Annotated in this window: 14 protein-coding genes and 1 pseudogene; 11 read left to right on the plus strand and 4 right to left on the minus strand. The window is 59.2% G+C overall.

Annotated elements, in window-relative coordinates; genetic code table 11:
* Window positions 1-152 precede the first annotated feature (152 nt).
* The 5 genes from F3Y30_RS22290 (at window position 153) to F3Y30_RS22310 (ending at window position 5,866) form a co-directional block, all read left to right on the plus strand.
* Entirely contained in the window at window positions 153-1,136 is a 984-nt protein-coding gene (locus F3Y30_RS22290) for an MBL fold metallo-hydrolase (RefSeq protein ID WP_203427357.1), read from the plus strand.
* 123 nt (window positions 1,137-1,259) lie between these two features.
* Entirely contained in the window at window positions 1,260-1,883 is a 624-nt protein-coding gene (locus F3Y30_RS22295) for a pyridoxamine 5'-phosphate oxidase family protein (RefSeq protein ID WP_203427358.1), read from the plus strand.
* Window positions 1,880-2,353: a nuclear transport factor 2 family protein gene (locus F3Y30_RS22300; protein WP_203427359.1), complete on the plus strand. Its 474-nt coding sequence runs from the start codon at window positions 1,880-1,882 to the stop codon at window positions 2,351-2,353. Before F3Y30_RS22295 ends, F3Y30_RS22300 begins: the two co-directional genes overlap by 4 nt.
* Window positions 2,354-2,414: 61 nt before the next feature.
* Entirely contained in the window at window positions 2,415-3,221 is an 807-nt protein-coding gene (locus tag F3Y30_RS22305; protein ID WP_246753059.1) for a GNAT family N-acetyltransferase, read from the plus strand.
* Window positions 3,222-3,694: 473 nt separating this feature from the next.
* The gene (locus F3Y30_RS22310; protein ID WP_203427606.1) at window positions 3,695-5,866 is read left to right on the plus strand and encodes an adenylate/guanylate cyclase domain-containing protein; all 2,172 of its coding nucleotides are present in this window, start codon (window positions 3,695-3,697) and stop codon (window positions 5,864-5,866) included.
* 19 nt (window positions 5,867-5,885) lie between these two features.
* Here the strand turns inward: F3Y30_RS22310 and F3Y30_RS22315 are convergent, their stop codons facing one another.
* The 3 genes and pseudogenes from F3Y30_RS22315 to F3Y30_RS22325 all read right to left on the minus strand — a co-directional run.
* On the minus strand, window positions 5,886-6,398 hold the full coding sequence (locus F3Y30_RS22315; RefSeq protein ID WP_246753060.1) for a YHS domain-containing (seleno)protein: 513 nt from the start codon (window positions 6,396-6,398) through the stop codon (window positions 5,886-5,888).
* Between the two features lie 13 nt (window positions 6,399-6,411).
* Window positions 6,412-7,005 (minus strand): ankyrin repeat domain-containing protein, encoded by a 594-nt coding sequence (locus F3Y30_RS22320; protein ID WP_203427360.1) that lies wholly within the window; start codon window positions 7,003-7,005, stop codon window positions 6,412-6,414.
* 247 nt (window positions 7,006-7,252) lie between these two features.
* Window positions 7,253-9,226 (minus strand): annotated as a pseudogene (locus F3Y30_RS22325) (alkyl sulfatase dimerization domain-containing protein); the annotation flags it as partial.
* Window positions 9,227-10,016: 790 nt separating this feature from the next.
* Here F3Y30_RS22325 and F3Y30_RS22330 point away from each other — a divergent pair.
* The 3 genes from F3Y30_RS22330 to F3Y30_RS22340 all read left to right on the plus strand — a co-directional run bounded on the left by F3Y30_RS22330 (window position 10,017) and on the right by F3Y30_RS22340 (window position 13,337).
* Entirely contained in the window at window positions 10,017-11,213 is a 1,197-nt protein-coding gene (locus F3Y30_RS22330) for a succinylglutamate desuccinylase/aspartoacylase family protein (protein WP_203427361.1), read from the plus strand.
* Between the two features lie 345 nt (window positions 11,214-11,558).
* A complete protein-coding gene (locus tag F3Y30_RS22335; RefSeq protein WP_203427362.1) occupies window positions 11,559-12,485 on the plus strand; it encodes a LysR family transcriptional regulator in 927 nt (308 codons plus the stop codon).
* Window positions 12,486-12,611: 126 nt separating this feature from the next.
* Window positions 12,612-13,337, plus strand: coding sequence for a L,D-transpeptidase (locus F3Y30_RS22340; RefSeq protein ID WP_203427608.1), 726 nt, complete (start codon window positions 12,612-12,614; stop codon window positions 13,335-13,337).
* A gap of 409 nt (window positions 13,338-13,746) precedes the next feature.
* On the opposite strand, the gene F3Y30_RS22345 is transcribed toward F3Y30_RS22340, so the two are convergent.
* On the minus strand, window positions 13,747-14,622 hold the full coding sequence (locus F3Y30_RS22345) for a LysR family transcriptional regulator (protein WP_203427609.1): 876 nt from the start codon (window positions 14,620-14,622) through the stop codon (window positions 13,747-13,749).
* Between the two features lie 119 nt (window positions 14,623-14,741).
* Here F3Y30_RS22345 and F3Y30_RS22350 point away from each other — a divergent pair, with 119 nt between their 5' ends.
* Genes F3Y30_RS22350 through F3Y30_RS22360 form a run of 3 tightly spaced genes read left to right on the plus strand, consistent with a single transcriptional unit; the run spans window position 14,742 to window position 16,452 of the window.
* The gene (locus F3Y30_RS22350) at window positions 14,742-15,485 is read left to right on the plus strand and encodes a glutamine amidotransferase (RefSeq protein ID WP_203427363.1); all 744 of its coding nucleotides are present in this window, start codon (window positions 14,742-14,744) and stop codon (window positions 15,483-15,485) included.
* Between the two features lie 25 nt (window positions 15,486-15,510).
* Complete coding sequence (locus F3Y30_RS22355; RefSeq protein WP_203427364.1) at window positions 15,511-15,735, plus strand: 4-oxalocrotonate tautomerase family protein; 225 nt, start codon at window positions 15,511-15,513, stop codon at window positions 15,733-15,735.
* Window positions 15,736-15,759: 24 nt separating this feature from the next.
* Window positions 15,760-16,452: an amino acid racemase gene (locus F3Y30_RS22360; protein WP_203427365.1), complete on the plus strand. Its 693-nt coding sequence runs from the start codon at window positions 15,760-15,762 to the stop codon at window positions 16,450-16,452.
* Window positions 16,453-16,620: the final 168 nt, after the last annotated feature.

The following is a 16,620-nucleotide window of genomic DNA, read 5'->3' on the forward strand; positions in this document are numbered from 1 at the left end:
GCTTGAACCGGCCTATTCATAAGGAAAGCAAGTGGTTGAGCCCAATGGGGTCGCCTATTCCAGCCATGGTCAAAGCACTTTCCGACTGCAGCAGCCATACCTGCACATTGGCCAACGCCGCCAACATCGTCGATCGTTCCGGAGGAACACGCATGCCTCAACTTTCACGTCGCGCCTTCGGCACCCTGCCCATCGGCCTCATCGGTGGGAGCTTCTTCGGCGGAGGTCTGACAAGTTCCTCCTTAGCCCATGCGGCGACGCAGGAGGCCGCAAGCGCACCTGCTGCGGTGACCCCACTCGCACAGATCCGCCTCGGACGGTTCACCGTGACGGCCCTGACGGATGGGTACGCCGACATGCCCTATGACTACTTTCCGGGACGCTCGGCGCCCGAGGTCGAAAAGGCGGCAAGCGCACAGTTTACCGCCCGGCCGAGTGGGGTTCGGTTCCTTTTCAATCAGTATCTCGTCGAGGATGGCGAGCGCCGCATCTTGATCGATGCTGGTGCTGCCGGCTCGATCGGACAGACCGGACAGTTACCTCAGGCACTCGCTGCGCTCGGTCTGAAGCCTGCTCAGATCGACGCTGTCATCGTGACGCACATGCACCAGGACCATATGGGCGGGCTGGTTCTGGGAGGCAAGAACCAATACCCGGAAGCCGAGCTTTACATCGACCGTCGCGACGTCACCCATTGGACCGATCCGGCCAAACGCAACGGAGCACCTGACTTTCTGCAGACCAGCTTCAGAATGGCAGAGGAGGTCGTGCGGCTATATCCCAGGCTCCAGGCGATCGACGCAGAGCGGGAGATCGCGCCGGGCGTTTCGATCGTCGACCTGACCGGTCATACACCCGGCCATATCGGCGTGCGGATAGAAGATGGCGGCAAGAGCCTGATCATGGTTTCGGACATGATTTTTCCGGTCGTGCACCCGGGCGCGACCGATGTGTTCTTCTTGTTCGAGCAGGACCGTAACGCTGCGAAGGCCATGCGCGATCGCTTCTTTCCGCGTGCCGCATCGGAGGGAGCGCTCATCGCCGCCACGCACATGCCGTTCCCTGGGCTCGGCCGTGTCGTCTCCGATCGCGGGCAGATGCGGTGGGAGGTGGCAGACTGGGCCTTGCAGGACTGACGTCGGCACTTGGCGGCCTTGAAGGTAAAGATTACCAAGCCCAGAATTCGGCTGGCCAAAGGGTAGATCCAGGCCGGTACGGCGCGATGCCCATGCAAGCTGGCCTTATCAAGGAGACTAGGCATGCCATATCATTTCCTTGAGGTTGCCGTGACGCCTAGCGTCAGGGCTGCTCAGGTGGAGATGGGCGTGGACCAGATTTGGCTGGGCCGCGACAGCCGCCCTTCAGACACCCTCACCGAAGACGAGATCGCCTTCATTGCCTCACGTGACAGCTTCTACATGGCATCGGTCTCGGAAGCGGGTTGGCCATACGTTCAGCATCGTGGAGGGAACGTCGGCTTCCTAAAGGTCATAGATCAGCGAACAATGGCCTTCGCCGACTACCGAGGTAACCGTCAGTACATCAGCGCCGGCAATCTTGCGGCCAACGATCGGGCCTGTCTGTTCCTGATGGATTATGTGCGGCGGGCCCGGCTCAAAATCTATGCCTATGTGGAGCGACTAGCGCTTGATGCTGATCAGGAACTCACGGAACTGGTGTCCGACCCGACGTACAAAGGAAGGGCGGAGCGGATCTTCAAGCTCCGGCTCGAGGCGTTCGATTGGAACTGCCCTCAGCACATCATTCCGCGCTACACCGAGCAACAGGTCGAACAGGCGGTCGCTCCTCTTCGTGAGCGGCTGCAGCGACTGGAAACCGAGAACGCCACCTTGCGCTCACATCTGGAGAGCCCCGAACCATGATCGAAGCTGAACGACCACCTCTTCCCCCTTTCACATTCGAGAGCGCAACTGAGAAAGTCAGGCTTGCCGAAGACGGCTGGAACAGCCGCGACCCTGCCAGGGTCGCTTTGGCTTACAGCGTAGACAGCCAGTGGCGAAACCGTGCTGAATTTGTGACCGGGCGGGAAGCAATTCTTGCGTTTCTTTCGGCAAAATGGCGGCGAGAGCTGGATTACCGGTTGATCAAGGAGCTCTGGGCTTTTGGCGGCAATCGGATCGCCGTCAGATTTGCCTACGAGTGGCATGACGACAGTGGCAACTGGTTCCGATCGTTCGGGAACGAGAACTGGGAGTTCGATGATCGCGGCCTGATGCAAAGGCGCTATGCCTGCATTAACGACCGGCCTATTCCGGCCGACGACCGCAGCTTCCGCTGGCCGCTTGGCCGCAGGCCAGATGATCATCCTAGTCTCAGCGCCCTCGGCTTTTAGTCGATCACAGCCAGTCTCTCATTGTATTTTTCCGCCAACGGAAGCGGCTCAGGAGCCTGTCTTGCATCCTCGGTTTTCAGAACGCATTTTCCCGACGCGCGAAGACGCCATTGAGGCCCATGCCTTCGTCAGCCTGCACAGGCTCTCACCGGAATATCTCCGGGCTGAGGAGGATTTCGGATGCATTGCCATCAAAGGAGGATGCGCGATCTCGTTGCCAAGCTCACCGGCGATCGGTCTAAATCGTGTTCTGGGGTTGGGCTCTGTCGAAGATCTGGACAAAGCATATGATTGGATTCGAGCAAGGGCGGGGAACCGCTTCCTGCAATTGAATGTAGACGCTGTCTCGGACGAGGTGAGAAACTGGATCCAGATCAAAGGTCTGCCTGAGCACGGTCCCGGATGGGCAAAGCTTACCCGCAGCGCGCCTTTTAGCAACCTCGATGCGCCGGTCAGTGTGCGTACCCGAAGAGTTCAAGACGACGAATCCCTGCTCTTCGGATCGATGATGTGCAAGGGTTTCAACTTCCCGCCAAGCTTGGCCGCCCTCTGGTCAGCCATTGTGGGTAAAGAGGGCTGGTCGTGTTTTTTCGCTCTTGATGATGAAACGCCTATCGGCACCGGCGCCATGTACGTGTCGGGGTCATATGCGTGGCTGGGTGGCGGTGCCACAGTCCCCGAGTTTCGGAACCGGGGCGTTCAAAAAGCGCTCATTCAGGCTCGTGCCGACTGCGGTATCGCACAGGGCGTTTTGACGTTCGTCGTCGAAACAGAAGTACCCTCAATTGGCAAACCCAATATCTCCTATGACAACCTCAGAAAAATGGGCTTCCAGCACGCGTACGACCGGAAGAACTTCAAGCTGTAGCATCCTTCCGGCCAGCGGGTGAGTTCCTGGATCGTCACATAGAAGCCTGTTCCTGTAAGGTTTCAGGGCAACTGCATTGCGTCCTGATCATCGCAGATGCTGATTGTCGGGAGGTCTTCCGCGACGACACAGTGAACCGCCATCTCTCTTATGTTTCGCCTCAAGCCTCTATCCAGCACTCCCCTGGCCCCCGCTTAGGGCCGGAGCGCGGAATTAATTACCGCTTCGCGCCCCAAAGTCGGCCGTAGACCCCGACTTGGCCGCTGCCCGAACGCAGACGTCGCCAGCGACAGGGCTGGACGACTTGATTGCGTCAAAGGCGGACGTTGGAGTTTGCGCCCGCAACGATGACTATGAGCTGGGAAGAGATATCCGACCAGCTCGTCTAGAATCATTTCCACCTCACGTCTTACCTCCGACATGTTAGGATACGCGGCTGTCGCCCGATCGACGATTGAAGGGTGGGCAGAGATATGGAGAGGCAGCTCTGTGCGATACTTTCTGCCGATGTGGTCGGCTATAGTCGTCTCATGGGAGCGAATGAGGTCGGCACGCTTGAGCGGCTGAAAGCCTGCCGCCGGGAATTGGTCGATCCCACCATTGACAAGTTCCATGGCCGCCTCATCAAGCTCATGGGTGATGGTGCGCTGGTCGAGTTCGCAAGCGTGGTTGACGCCGTCCAGTGCGCTACCGTGATCCAGCGAAAAATGTCCACCCACGATCAGGACGTTCCCGAAAGCCAGCGAATCCGGTTTCGTATCGGCGTCAACCTCGGGGACATCATCGTCGAGGGCGACGACATCTACGGCGACGGTGTCAACATTGCCGCCCGACTGCAAAGCTTGGCTGAACCCGGCGGTATTTGCATATCCGGGACAGCGTTCGATCACGCTGTGCACAAGACCGATGTCGGCTTCGCGGCCCTCGGCGTGCAGCACCTGAAGAACATCGCCGATCCGGTTCGCGTCTATCGGGTTCTGCTCGAGCCCTCCAAGGCGGGAAAAGTCGTCCCCGCGGTCCGTCTGCCAAGCCGGCGGGTTCTGTTCCTTGGAACGATCGCAGTGTTGCTGATTGCGACCGTTGCAATCTTCGCATGGCGATGGTCAACGGAACCGCAACGTCCATCCGTCGCAGTGCTGCCCTTCGTCAATCTGAGCGGCGACCCGAGCCAAGACTATTTCAGCGATGGTATTACCGACGACCTGATCACCGATCTTGCAAGGCTTTCGGAGCTTGACGTCATCGCCTACGGTTCAGTGGCCGCCTACAAAGGAAAACCGCTTATTTTAGCCGACATTGGACGCGACCTTGGTGTCCGATTTCTCGTCGAGGGCAGCGTGCGGCGGACCGGCGACCAAATCCGTGTCAATGCGCAACTGATCGATGTCGCCGGCGGCGACCATCTGTGGGCCAACCGGTTTGACCGCGACGCGGCGGATGTGTTCGCCGTGCAGGACGCGATCAGCCAGCAGATCGCCGAAGCGCTCGGACTGGAGCTGACCTCGGCCGAGACCGAGCGGATCGGCCGTCCGCCGACGGACAATCTCGAAGCATACGACTACTACCTGCGGGCCGAGCAGGCGATGCGCACGGGCCGCCGTTCCCGGATGCTGGAGGCGCTGGGGCTGTTTGACAGGGCGGAAACGCTCGACCCCGATTTCGCCGAGGCCTTCGCGGCCGACGCGCAGGCCAGCGCCTATGTCTGGCAAAGTATCTACGACGACGTTCTCCAGAGCGCGTTGGCAAGAAAAAGAGCCTACGACAAGGCAAGCCGCGCCCTGGCGCTCGACCCCGATCTTTCCTCGCCATACGCTGTCCTCGCCGTCATGCAGGTCGTCGAGCGCCGCTATGACGAGGCTCTCGCCTCCGCGCGGTGGGCGGTGTCACTCGGGGCCGCCAATGTCGAAGCGCAAATGGCCCTCGCCTATGTCCAACTGTTTTCCGGAAACCATGCCGAAGCCGCCGCGGCGATCGAGATCGCGCTGAGACACGATCCAAACCTCTCCGCAATCGACCGGTTCACTGCTGGCCTCGTGTTCTACCTGCTGCGCGACTATCCCAAGGCCATCGACAATTTCGAGCACGCTCGCGACGGATCGCCTGGAAACGGCTCCTTCGTTACGCCTGTGGCCATGGGCTATGTTCGTGTCGGCCGTCTTGACGACGCGCGCGCGGCGATCGCCAAAGCACTCCGGCTTCTCGCTGGACGCGACTGCCTGGCGTGCTGGCGGATCGGCTTCGCTCACTTCCGCAACCAACAGGATTTGGAGTTCATTCTCAACGCTCTGCGCGAAGCCGGCCTGCCGGAATGGCCATTCGGTTTCAAGGGCGACGACCATGATCGACTGAACGGCGACGAGATCGCAGGCATCGTCATGGGTAGACTGTTACAGGGCAAAATCGAGCCCTCGGGAAGTCCAGCACTCCTGCAGGTCGGTGTTGATGGCCGGGCAGCATTCCGCTCAGCGACGCAAATGATCACCGAGACGGTTTTCGTCAGAAGCAACACGCTCTGCGAGCAGAGCGAAAGTGCCTTTGGCCGAGCCGATTGCGGTCCGGTCTACAGACGTAGAAACTCGCCTGATGAAACCAGATATGCTTACGTGAATTCGAGCAAGGTCTTCTACTTCTCGCCGGCCAAGTAAGCGGCAATCGACGGCGACTTCAATGGTGGCGATCCCGTTCGAGATCGGTCGCTATCTTGGGCCAGTTGCCATCGGCCTTCGGCACAGCCTCGGCGGCGTGTGCCGCGAACCACTCCGCCGACCCTTTGTCGTAGATCAGGTATAGCTTGCCGTCGATGATCTTGAATGCTTCCGGATCGATGTTGACTGTAACCGATCCGAAAGCGACTTCGCCCGCGCAGTAGCCGCCATACTGCGGCGCATACTTGGTCGGCTCGCTGATGAACATCTCACGATGTCTCGAATTGGCGAAATGCCATGGTGTCCCCAACCATTCGTACGAGAATTTCTCGGAGCCTCTGACCGCCCTGCCTTCGGTGAAATAGGCGACCGGGTCGTATCCCATGATCGCCACGCCGCCGAAGTAGCCCGTGTTGAGCGAGTCGTCGGCGAAAGCCGGCGGTACGCCGACAATGGCTGCCGCGGCCAGCACGATTATGGGGAAACGGCGGCCTTTGCCTCGCGCGCAAGCGTCTCTGGTCTCGGAGTCCATCTGAGCCTCCTGATCAATCGTGAATTCTCATGCAGTTTGCGTACGCCTCGTCACCGAGGAAGCTGGCCGGAGGGCAAGTCGCGCCATACCGCTTGAACAACCGGACGACGTCCGCATTGCCCTTCCAGAATGCTCGCGTAAGCGGGGTGTAGCCATGAACCTCGGCATGACCCACATCCGCCCCTTCAGCGAGTAGAAATGTGGCGAGCGCGACGTGGTTTTCCTCGCCGGCCACCATCAGCGGTGTCACGCCCGCCTTGTTGGACGCGTCGTCGAGTATCGCGCCGTGGTCGAGCAGTAGTCTGGCGACCGGCACACTGCCGGAAAAGGCCGCGGCATGAAGCGGCGTAAAGCCGCCCGAGTTGCGCGCCATGACGTCGGCACCTTTGCTCAGCAGCAATTCGGCAATAGAGGGCTGGTCTCTGAGGGCGGCATTGATGAGTGGCGTCGCCTGGTCTCGCGCCCGACTGTCGACATCGGCACCCGCAGCCAACGCCTGCTCGACGGCGGCAGCGTCTCCGGCGGCAAGGGCATCGAACAAAGGACTCCCCGCAGCGGCCGTCGTCGCCGTGAAAACCAGCAGTACCGATACCATCAACACGCGCATGATTTGGTCTCAGCGCTTATCAAGAAAGTTTAACTTCTTTCCCTCGGCAGCACGAGTCCGAACTTATGTGGCGAAATGCCCACCGAGTTCGGATGCCGTCTCGGCCGTAGAGACCAGCTTGGCTACTTCCCGAAAGCAGACGTTGCCAGCGACAAGGCCGAACGACTGGATCGCGCAGAAGCGGACATGCCACCACTGAATTGCCTCCCGCCGCCCATTGGAGACGGGAGGCTTGGCAAAGAGTTGAAGGCGTCACGATGTTGAACCAGAACTCGAACGTGTCGAGCATGGAAACAAGCTGGCCCAGCTTGGCGCTGTCACCCGTCACCTTGACCTTGCCGTCTACAACAGCCTTATCCAGTGTCGCTTCACCCAGCATGATACCGTCGAGGCTGGCGCGATCCAGTGTGACTGTCGCATCGGCTTTGTCGGCCTGCTTGCCGGACGTGTTGTTGAGAACGCCGTTTTCGAGCTCAAGGAGGTATTTCCCCTGTTCCCCGAAGTCGAAGTTCAGCGTCATCTTCGCATCGCCCGCCTTCTCGGCATTCAGCCGCACGCCGAGATAGTCGAAGAAGAGATCAAGCGACATCGCCCGGACGGTGTCGGGGCTGGCCGTATTCGGCGTCGGCAGCTTGGCAACCCCGTTGCGAAGTTCCTGTGCACCGGTCAGGTAGAAGTTGCGCCATGGGCCGCTTTCGGCCTGATAGCCAAGCTGTTCCAGTGCGTCCGCCGTCAGGTTCTTGGCCGCCTGGTTGCTGGAATCGGCAAAGACGACATGGTTGGTCACCTCGGCCACCCATCGATAGTCGCCCTGATCGTAGGACTTCTTCGCCTTTTCGAGGACCGCGTCGGCACCACCCATGAACTCGACATACTTCTTGCTGGCTTCGACGGGCGGCAGTTCATGCAGCGTTGACGGGTTTCCGTCGAACCACCCGAGATAGAGTACGTAGGTCGCGGCCACATCGTGATAAACCGACCCGTAGTAACCCCGGTTCGCCCAAAAGTGGGCAAGACTGTCGGGAAGTTTGAAGGCCTCGGCGATTTCCCGCATGGTCATGCCCTGATTGACCATCCGAAGCGTCTCGTCGTTGATGTAGCGGTAAAGATCGCGCTGCTTCGTCAGCAGTTCCCGGACCTTTTCGTTACCCCAGTTCGGCCAATGGTGCTGGGCGAAGATGACCTCGGCCTTGTCGCCCCACATCGTCAACGCCTGGTTCAGGTACTTCGACCACGGCAGCGGTTCGCGTATCTTCGCACCGCGCAGCGAATAGGTGTTGTGGAGCGTATGCGTCGCATCCTCTGCGGCGGAGATGGCCTTCTTTTCCTCGATGAACCACAGCATCTCCGAGGGTGCCTCGGACCCCGGAGCCATGAGGAACTCGTAGGTCAGTCCGTCGATCGTTTCTTTCTGGCCTGTCTTGGTGATGATGTCGGTCGGCGCTATCAACGTCACTGTTCCAGCGGACGTCGTCGTGCCAAGGCCAGCCCCAACCTGACCCTTGGGATCGGGCTTCAGCAGGTTGCCGTACATGTAGCTCGCACGACGGCTCATGGCGTTCCCCGCCATGACGTTCTCGGCAACTGCCGCTTCAAGGAAGCCCTCGGGCGCATAGATCTTAACCTTGCCGGACGTGACGTCTGCCTCGTCGACCACGCCGCGCACGCCACCATAATGGTCAACATGGCTGTGGGTGTAGATCACCGCCTTGACCGCCTTCTCCCCCCTGTGCTTCCGATAGAGATCCAGTCCGACCTTTGCGGTTTCAGCCGAAACGAGCGGATCGACAATGGTGATGCCTTCCGTTCCCTCGATGATGGTCATGTTGGAGAGGTCCAGATTACGCACCTGATAGATCCCGTCGGTCACCTCGAACAGGCCGCTCATGTTGATGAGCTGGGACTGCCGCCACAAGCTGGGATTGACCGTCGCCGGGGCTTCGGACCCTTCCGTGATGAAGCTGTATTGCTGGGGATTCCAGATTGCGTTTCCGCTTTCTCCCTTGATCAGTTCCGGGGGCAGTGGAGCGATGAGCCCACGCTTGGCGTCTTCGAAATCTGACGTGTCATTGAACGGCAACTGTGAAAGAAACGCGTTGTTAGCGGCGCGTGTCGCTTCGGTCGCGTCTTTCGGCTCCTGGCTCTGCGCATATGCGGGGATGGCCGCGCCTGCGACAAGGGCGACAATCGATAGACTGCTAAGGTATTTTCTGATGCGCATTCTCGTTTCTCCGCTGCAAGGTTGGAAGGAACAAGGATGGTGCGCTCCACCATCGATTGAGATGCGTCTACAGTCCTGTCGCGTCGGTACCGCGACATGCTATAGTTGTAGGGCGGCAAACAATCTTGAAAAGAGAGGTCGAGAAATAAACTGAACAAAATCAGTTGATCAGCACTGCTACAGATAGCCTGCCAAAACGAAAGGCTGTCGGGCCCATTGCAATCCGACAGCCCATCCAGCTTTGCAGCACCGGTTCTGCCAGCACAGGGCAATTAGTGCGCAAAAGCGATTGGCTGCACTCATTCGCTTAGGGGCCGGGAGCACTCCTCCGTTTTCGTCCGCTTCGCGCCGTCATGTCGGCCATGGCGGCGAGTTCTGCCGCCGCCTGAAAACTGACACTCCCGTCGACCACGCTGGAGGTCGCAGTTGCGCCATCAGCCGCCATTGAACGAAGGGACTATAACGCCAACTTCGCGCGTCAGGAGCGACATTGCCATCATCTCGGCTCACACTGTCGAGGCATAATCCGGCAAGGCCGCCCGACAAAACAGCGCGCACGTGTCACGTGGGCGACATCATGCCTGGCGGATGCTTTACGAGCGCTTGACGTGCTATTTTCAACAGGCGCGTTGCGGCTCCATGTCGAAGGTTCGCCAAAGGCTCCCGCAAAATTCATGCGAGCTTGCCAGTTCAACAGCATATCCGCACTAAGCAGTCACACGGGACCCATACGACCGAGACAGCTGCCGTTGATCTACTACATATTTTCAGATCACAAAGGACCTCCATCATGTCGGATAACCTTAGGGAAGGCCTCGATCGCCGCGATTTCATTATCGCATCCATCGCGACCGTCGGCACCGCAGCCGCCGTTGCCGCCAATGCCGGCTCTGCGAAGGCACAAGACACGGCCGCTCCCGCCGCAGGTCAGGCATCATCGGGCACGGTCTATACCGGCGACGTGATCGAGGGGAAGAAGGTCGTCAGCGCGCTCGACGTCAACGACCTGGAACCGGGCAGGAAACATCTTCTGTACTTTCAGGGTGTTGAGGCGCCCACCGGACAGCATTGGTATGTGTCCGTGATGGTCGTCAAGGGGGCGAAGCCCGGCAAGCGCGGCGTCCTTACCAGTGGCGTGCATGGCGACGAGATGAGTTCCATCCATACGGTCCAGACCGTGATGAACCAGCTCGACCCGGCGGAGATGTCGGGCACGGTGATGGCGGTCACGGACATATCCCGCCCGGCCCTGGAAAGCATGCAGCGCAGATGGCCCAACCAGGGCAGGGGCATCGACCTGATCGACATGAACCGGGAGTGGCCCGGCAACGAGAACGCCGCCACCGCGCCCAGCCGGCACGCCGGGCTCGTGTTTAACCGGCTGCTGCGGCCGAACGCCGACTTCGCGATCGACTTCCACACCGGGACGACCGGACTCGAAGCCACCGCATTCATTCTTGCCGTGATGGACGTGCCCGAGGTCAAGGCGATGGTGGAGCTCTATCCCGTCGGCCAGATCTTCGACAACCACGTCTATCCAGGTGTTCTGCACAACGCTTTCACAGACGTGGGCATACCGGCCTTTTGCCCAGAGGTCGGCGCTGGGCGCGTGCTGAACCTCGAGATGATCGCTCTGTTCGTGGAAGGGACGATGAACGTCCTAAAGCATAACGGCATCGTCGCCGGGCCGATGGGCCGCACAGGCAAGGACGTGACCGTTTTTGTCGGCGACAGTCTGTTCCCGATCCTGGCCACCGCGGGCGGGATCGTCGAGCATCTGATCAAGCTCAACGACAAGGTCCAAGCCGGACAGAAGGTGGCGATCCAGCGCAATAGCTTTGGCGAAGTGGTTGCGGAATATACGAGTGGCGTGGCCGGAGAGATAGCGGGCCAGCGCAGCGATGCGATGTCCGAGCCCGGCAACCCCCTGGTTTTTGTCCTCTTCCAGAAAGCAGAGCCGGAGGGCGGTGAGGTTTACCCAGAGTGAGTTCACCCGCGCGAGCGAACGTCAACGATCTGCTGCCAGTTTCGAATCCTGTTTGACGTTCGCGCCTGCACGTCGAACGACCGGATCGGAGTCATGGGCGTTAGTTCTGCCTGGGGCGAGCGAACGTCCGTCTTGGGTCATGTTAGGACGATCCCTACGCTCAACCTGAACGTCCGCTCATGTAGATTCGAAGCTGGAAGCTGACGGTCCCCGAGACTGACAGGCCGAGACGGACCACCTGACTACGACGATGGTCGAGTTGCATGGAAACGACTTCGGCAGGTCATCGTCGCGCCACAATTGCCCCGGTTATGGCCCCTAGCAATAAATAGCCAGGAATTATGCATGGACCTCAATACCGCCTTGAAGGCCTTTATCCGGACGGTGGAAAAGGGTTCAATTACCGGAGCGGCCCGTGATCTCGGCATTTCACAACCAGCTGTCACGAAGCACATCGTGAACCTCGAAAAACACGTGAGTGCGCGCTTGCTCGATCGGTCTTCGAGGAGGGTTCATCCCACTGTCCACGGAATGGAACTGTACGAGGCAAGCCGGCAGGCAATTGCTTCAATCGATGCCGCGTTAGAGGGCGTGCGGCTCAACATGGGCGAGATCGAAGGGGGGCTGCGCATCCACGCGCCATCATGTATTGGAGTGCAACATCTCCATCGGCTTGTGATGGAATTCCAGGATCAGCATCCCCGTATCAGCGTCGACCTTGTGCTGGACGGCCGTTCGGTCGACCTAGTCTACGAAAATTTCGACCTTACAATTCGTTACGGAAAGATCGAACAGCAGGAGGTCGTTGCCCGGCGTATCGGATGGGTGCAACGCATTCTGGTGGCCTCCCCGAAATTCCTGGAAAGGGTCGGGCTCATCAACGCTCCACAACAGTTGTCTGAGCTCGATTTTGTCTCGACCTTCACGATGTTGTCGTCGAAGAACAACTTGTCTCTCGTGCGCTTCGATAAAACTGTCGAGGAAGTGCCGATCAAACCGGTCCTCAAGACCAACAATGCCCATGTGATTATCGACGCACTTCTGCGCGGCCGAGGTATTGGACAGGTCCAGCGCAACCTCGTCACCGACCCGTTGGCCAAGGGTGATCTGGTTCGGGTTCTTCCTGACTACGCCGTGAAGCCTACGGAAGCCTTCCTGGCCTATCCGTCGACAAAATTCATGCGGCCGGTCGTACGGGCATTCACCGACTTCGTCATGCCCCGTCTTCGGGCAATCGACGGAATTTCACAGGACCCGCTGGCTGTCGGGTAGAAGCATAACCGTCGGTTATCCAAGGTATAATCCGGAGAGCAATGGACTATCGTGTCGTATCGCGGTTTGTGTCGCCCACGAACCGCCGTTGCCTTGGCAATGGTACCCAAAAGAATTCATCGATCCATAGCCAGGCAAATGATCATTTCACGACGTGCACTGCTGATGGGAACCCTCGCGGCCCCGGCTCTTCTGACGGGCTGCGCCACGTCAGAAACCAATAGTCCAGCAACAGTATCCGCCAAGGTGGATTCCAGCCCGCCTGAATCGCCCGCTGATCCGGAATTTGAGGGGCGCTATGCCGCGTTCGAGGATGACGAACATCTCGTGCCGGCCATTCCTTACAAGAACATGGACCCGCAGTATCTGCGTCAGCGGGTTGCCGATCCCACGGGCGAAGAGCCAGGGACGGTGGTGGTGGATACCCCGAACCGCTTTCTCTATCTCGTCGAACCCGGGGCCACCGCCATGCGTTACGGCGTTGGCATTGGTCGCGAGGGTTTCGCGTGGGAGGGCGATGGGGTCATCCACTGGCGTCAGTCGTGGCCCAGATGGAAGCCGCCAGCCGAAATGATTGCCCGAAAGCCGGAACTGGAGCAGTACTCCGTCGCGAACGGAGGCATGGACCCGGGCGTCATGAACCCGCTTGGGGCACGAGCACTCTACATCTTCCGCAACGGCGAGGATACGCTTTACCGCCTTCACGGCAGTCCGGAATGGCAATCCATCGGCAAGGCGGTTTCGTCGGGATGCGTGCGCCTCGTGAACCACGATATCGTCGACCTATATGAACGCGTTCCTTATCACGCGCGCATAGTTGTTCATCAAACTCCGATGGCAGGACAGGTATAGGGCTTGTGCTAACCAACCGGTATTCAGGCGCAGGCGCGTTGCGATGAGGATACCCAAATTGATTGTAGCGGTTCATGCTTCCGGTTGTCGACAGCGTTCACGGCTGAAACGGAGATTGCTCGGTCCAAGGGTCGATAGTGGACTGACTGCATAGGGCCGAGCCTAAACTTGGTGCTGAGCCCCCACATCTCCGCTTTTCCCGTTGCGTGTCCTTGCAGGAGACGGACCGCTTTCGGCCCCTTTCTGTCTGCAACGCGCCTCCAAGTCGGCCGTAGAGAGCGAATTGGTTGCTCCCCCGAAAGCAGACGTCGCCAGCGACAGCGCGCTGCCACAAGCGGACATGGCCCGCGTCGGTGACGCATTAGGCGACTGATAGACCCAAGCGACGCATATGGCGTGTCGTGTCCAGTCAGTCGCTATCGAAGCGCCTTAACTCTGCCTGTAACGCTTCCAGTGCCAGGGATGAATAACCCGCGCGCCACACAAGATGCGTACGGGTCCGCGAAAACTCGGAAGACAGCGAGAGTGCCTGCACCTGACCTTCGGCATTCACGGCCTTCAGTACAGAACGCGGCATGATCCCGATACCCGAACCAGCGGCAACGCAGGCCGTGATCGCATGATAGGATGCAAGTTCGAGAACCCGATCCGGCATGATTCTGGACGCCGACAACCAGTTTTCAAGTACGCGCCGGTAAGAGCAGCCCGTCGCGAAGGCAATTACGGTGCGCTGGGCCAATTTTCGCGCTTCAGTGATCGATACCGCATTCTTCGGCGCGATTAGCGCGAGTTCCTCCGAAAAGGCCGGACATGCCTCCAAGTCTTCGGCCTGGAATGGCTCTGAAACGAAGGCTGCCTGGACGTCGAAGTTTCGTACCCGCTCGATCATCGACGTCGTGTCACCAGACACCAGCTCGATCCGAACCTCGGGATAGCGTTCGTGATACGACGAGAGCAGCGGCGGCAGACGCGCGGCGGCCGTGCTCTCCAGCGTTCCTATTCTCAATATTCCGCTGGGCAAGCCCGACATCAAGGCCGCTTCGGCCTCGGCCGACAGTCGCAACAGCCGTTCAGCATAGGTGAGAAGTTTTTGTCCTTCGGCGGTCAGGACAAGCTTGCCGCTCTCGCGATGAAACAGCGGCACCTGCAGCCGTTCCTCAAGGTTCTTGACCCTTGTCGTTACGTTGGACTGGACCCTGTTGAGCCGTGCAGCCGCCCTGGTAATGCCACCGCAGTCGACAACAGCCTTGAAAATTTCAAGGGAATCCAAGTCAATGTTTCTCAATTTGAGAACCATGCATCTTAATTATTCATTTTTCATGATGATCAGTACAAGTTAAATCCACGAAGATCAATCGAAATCCGGGTATCGCAGACGATACCCCTGTTGCGTGAGAATCGACCGTGGCCAGTAAACCCTTGCTGCTTATCCAGGCAGGAACGCCTCCCGATGAAATTCGAAATGTCCATGGCGATCTCTCGCTCTGGTTCGCCGCCGCCCTTCATCGCCACGCGGAGGCGATCCTGGTTGTTCGTGTCTTCGAGGGAGAGCTGCTGCCTGCCCCCGAAGCCGTTGCAGGAGCGGTCATAACCGGGTCGTGGGACATGGTGACGGACCGGCTGCCATGGAGCGAAGCGACAGCCCAGTGGATACGCGAGGCCATGGCAATTGAATTGCCGATTTTCGGTGTCTGCTATGGTCATCAACTGATGGCTGATGCTCTCGGTGGGCAGGTCGACTACCATCCCGGCGGCCGCAAAATCGGGACGCAGACAGTCCGCCTCCATGCGAGCGCACAGGCCGATCCGTTGCTGGACACGGTGCCTGCTGCGTTTCCGGCACATCTGACCCATATGCAGACGGTGATTGCCTTGCCGGCCGGAGCGCAGGCCCTCGCGGGTTCCGATCACGATCCGCATCAGATCGTCCGTTATGGACGCAACGCCATCTCGACCCAGTTTCATCCGGAATTCACGCCGGACATCTGCGCCGCGGTCATCAGGTTGCGCGCTGACGTGCTGGCCGGGGAAGGTCGTGATCCCGATACGCTGCTTGCAGCCGTCGAGGATGCCCCAGAGCCGCTCAAGTTGCTGCGGCGCTTCGTTGCGCTGACGGTGAGCGGCCAGGATGCTCTTGCCAACGCCTAGCCATTTTTTTTGAGAAGGGAATACGATGCCTTACGTGAACATCAAGGTGACGGGCGGTTCCGAGGCCCCGACCGCGGAGCAGAAGGCGGAACTGATCCGTGGCGTGACCGAACTCCTCGGGCGGGTTCTCAACAAGAACGCAGCGACGACCGTCGTCATCATCGATGAGGTTGCTATGGACAACTGGGGCGTCGGCGGGGAAACCACGACCGTGCGCAGGCAGAAAGCCAAATCCCAGAACAATAGCTAGCTAACTCCTGACAAGGAGCTTCAGATGAAGAAACTAGGCCTTATCGGTGGCATCGGGCCGGAGTCCACGCTGCTCTACTACCGAAAGCTGGTCTATGCCGCACATGAGCGGATCGGCGAGCACTTCTTTCCCAACCTGACGATCGAAAGTCTCAACGTCTTCGAGGTATTCCGCTTCTGTCAAGCGAAGGAATACGACGGACTAACCGCCTATCTCATGACCGGCATCAACAACCTGATCGCTGCCGGGGCCGAAATCGTCGCCTTGACCGGCAACACGCCCCACATCGTCTTCGGCGAGTTGCGGGCGCAATCGTGCGTCCCACTGATCAGCATTGTCGAGGCGACCCGCCAGGAGGCGCTGCGGCGGACTGTCAACCGTATCGGCTTGCTCGGTACGCGCTTCACCATGGAGGCCGATTTCTTCAAGGAACCGCTTCGGGACGTCGGCATCGACGTGATTGCGCCTACCGCACCGGAGATCGACTATATCGCGGACAAGATCGCAAGCGAACTGGAGCGGGGGATCGTTAAGGACGAAACCCGGACGAGGTTCCTGGCCATTGTCGAGCGGATGAGGGGCGAGCATGGAATTGATGCACTGGTATTAGGCTGCACGGAACTACCGCTCCTGTTAAATGGCACCCCACTGCCCCTGCAGACGCTGGATACGATGGAAATTCACATCGACGCACTGCTGGAAGCTTCGCTTAGATAGCCTTCAATTGTCCGCTTTAGGCCCAATTCAAGACCTTGGCATCGGACGGCCATGCGTCCACTGGTGGTATCGCATTTCCTAGCAGCGGACGGTCGGCAGTCGGCCCCAATTAAGACGCTCGCCCCTATCCTTTGCCTTGATGGGATTCGAACCATCGACCCCGTTGTT

Source organism: Sinorhizobium sp. BG8, assembly GCF_016864555.1.
Taxonomy (GTDB): Bacteria; Pseudomonadota; Alphaproteobacteria; order Rhizobiales; family Rhizobiaceae; genus BG8.

Coding starts and splice junctions, on each gene's coding strand:
- F3Y30_RS22290 (WP_203427357.1), top strand. CDS start 153: ATGCCTCAACTTTCACGTCGCGCCTTCGGCACCCTGCCCATCGGCCTC.
- F3Y30_RS22295 (WP_203427358.1), top strand. CDS start 1,260: ATGCCATATCATTTCCTTGAGGTTGCCGTGACGCCTAGCGTCAGGGCT.
- F3Y30_RS22300 (WP_203427359.1), top strand. CDS start 1,880: ATGATCGAAGCTGAACGACCACCTCTTCCCCCTTTCACATTCGAGAGC.
- F3Y30_RS22310 (WP_203427606.1), top strand. CDS start 3,695: ATGGAGAGGCAGCTCTGTGCGATACTTTCTGCCGATGTGGTCGGCTAT.
- F3Y30_RS22315 (WP_246753060.1), bottom strand. CDS start 6,398: ATGGACTCCGAGACCAGAGACGCTTGCGCGCGAGGCAAAGGCCGCCGT.
- F3Y30_RS22320 (WP_203427360.1), bottom strand. CDS start 7,005: ATGCGCGTGTTGATGGTATCGGTACTGCTGGTTTTCACGGCGACGACG.
- F3Y30_RS22330 (WP_203427361.1), top strand. CDS start 10,017: ATGTCGGATAACCTTAGGGAAGGCCTCGATCGCCGCGATTTCATTATC.
- F3Y30_RS22335 (WP_203427362.1), top strand. CDS start 11,559: ATGGACCTCAATACCGCCTTGAAGGCCTTTATCCGGACGGTGGAAAAG.
- F3Y30_RS22355 (WP_203427364.1), top strand. CDS start 15,511: ATGCCTTACGTGAACATCAAGGTGACGGGCGGTTCCGAGGCCCCGACC.
- F3Y30_RS22360 (WP_203427365.1), top strand. CDS start 15,760: ATGAAGAAACTAGGCCTTATCGGTGGCATCGGGCCGGAGTCCACGCTG.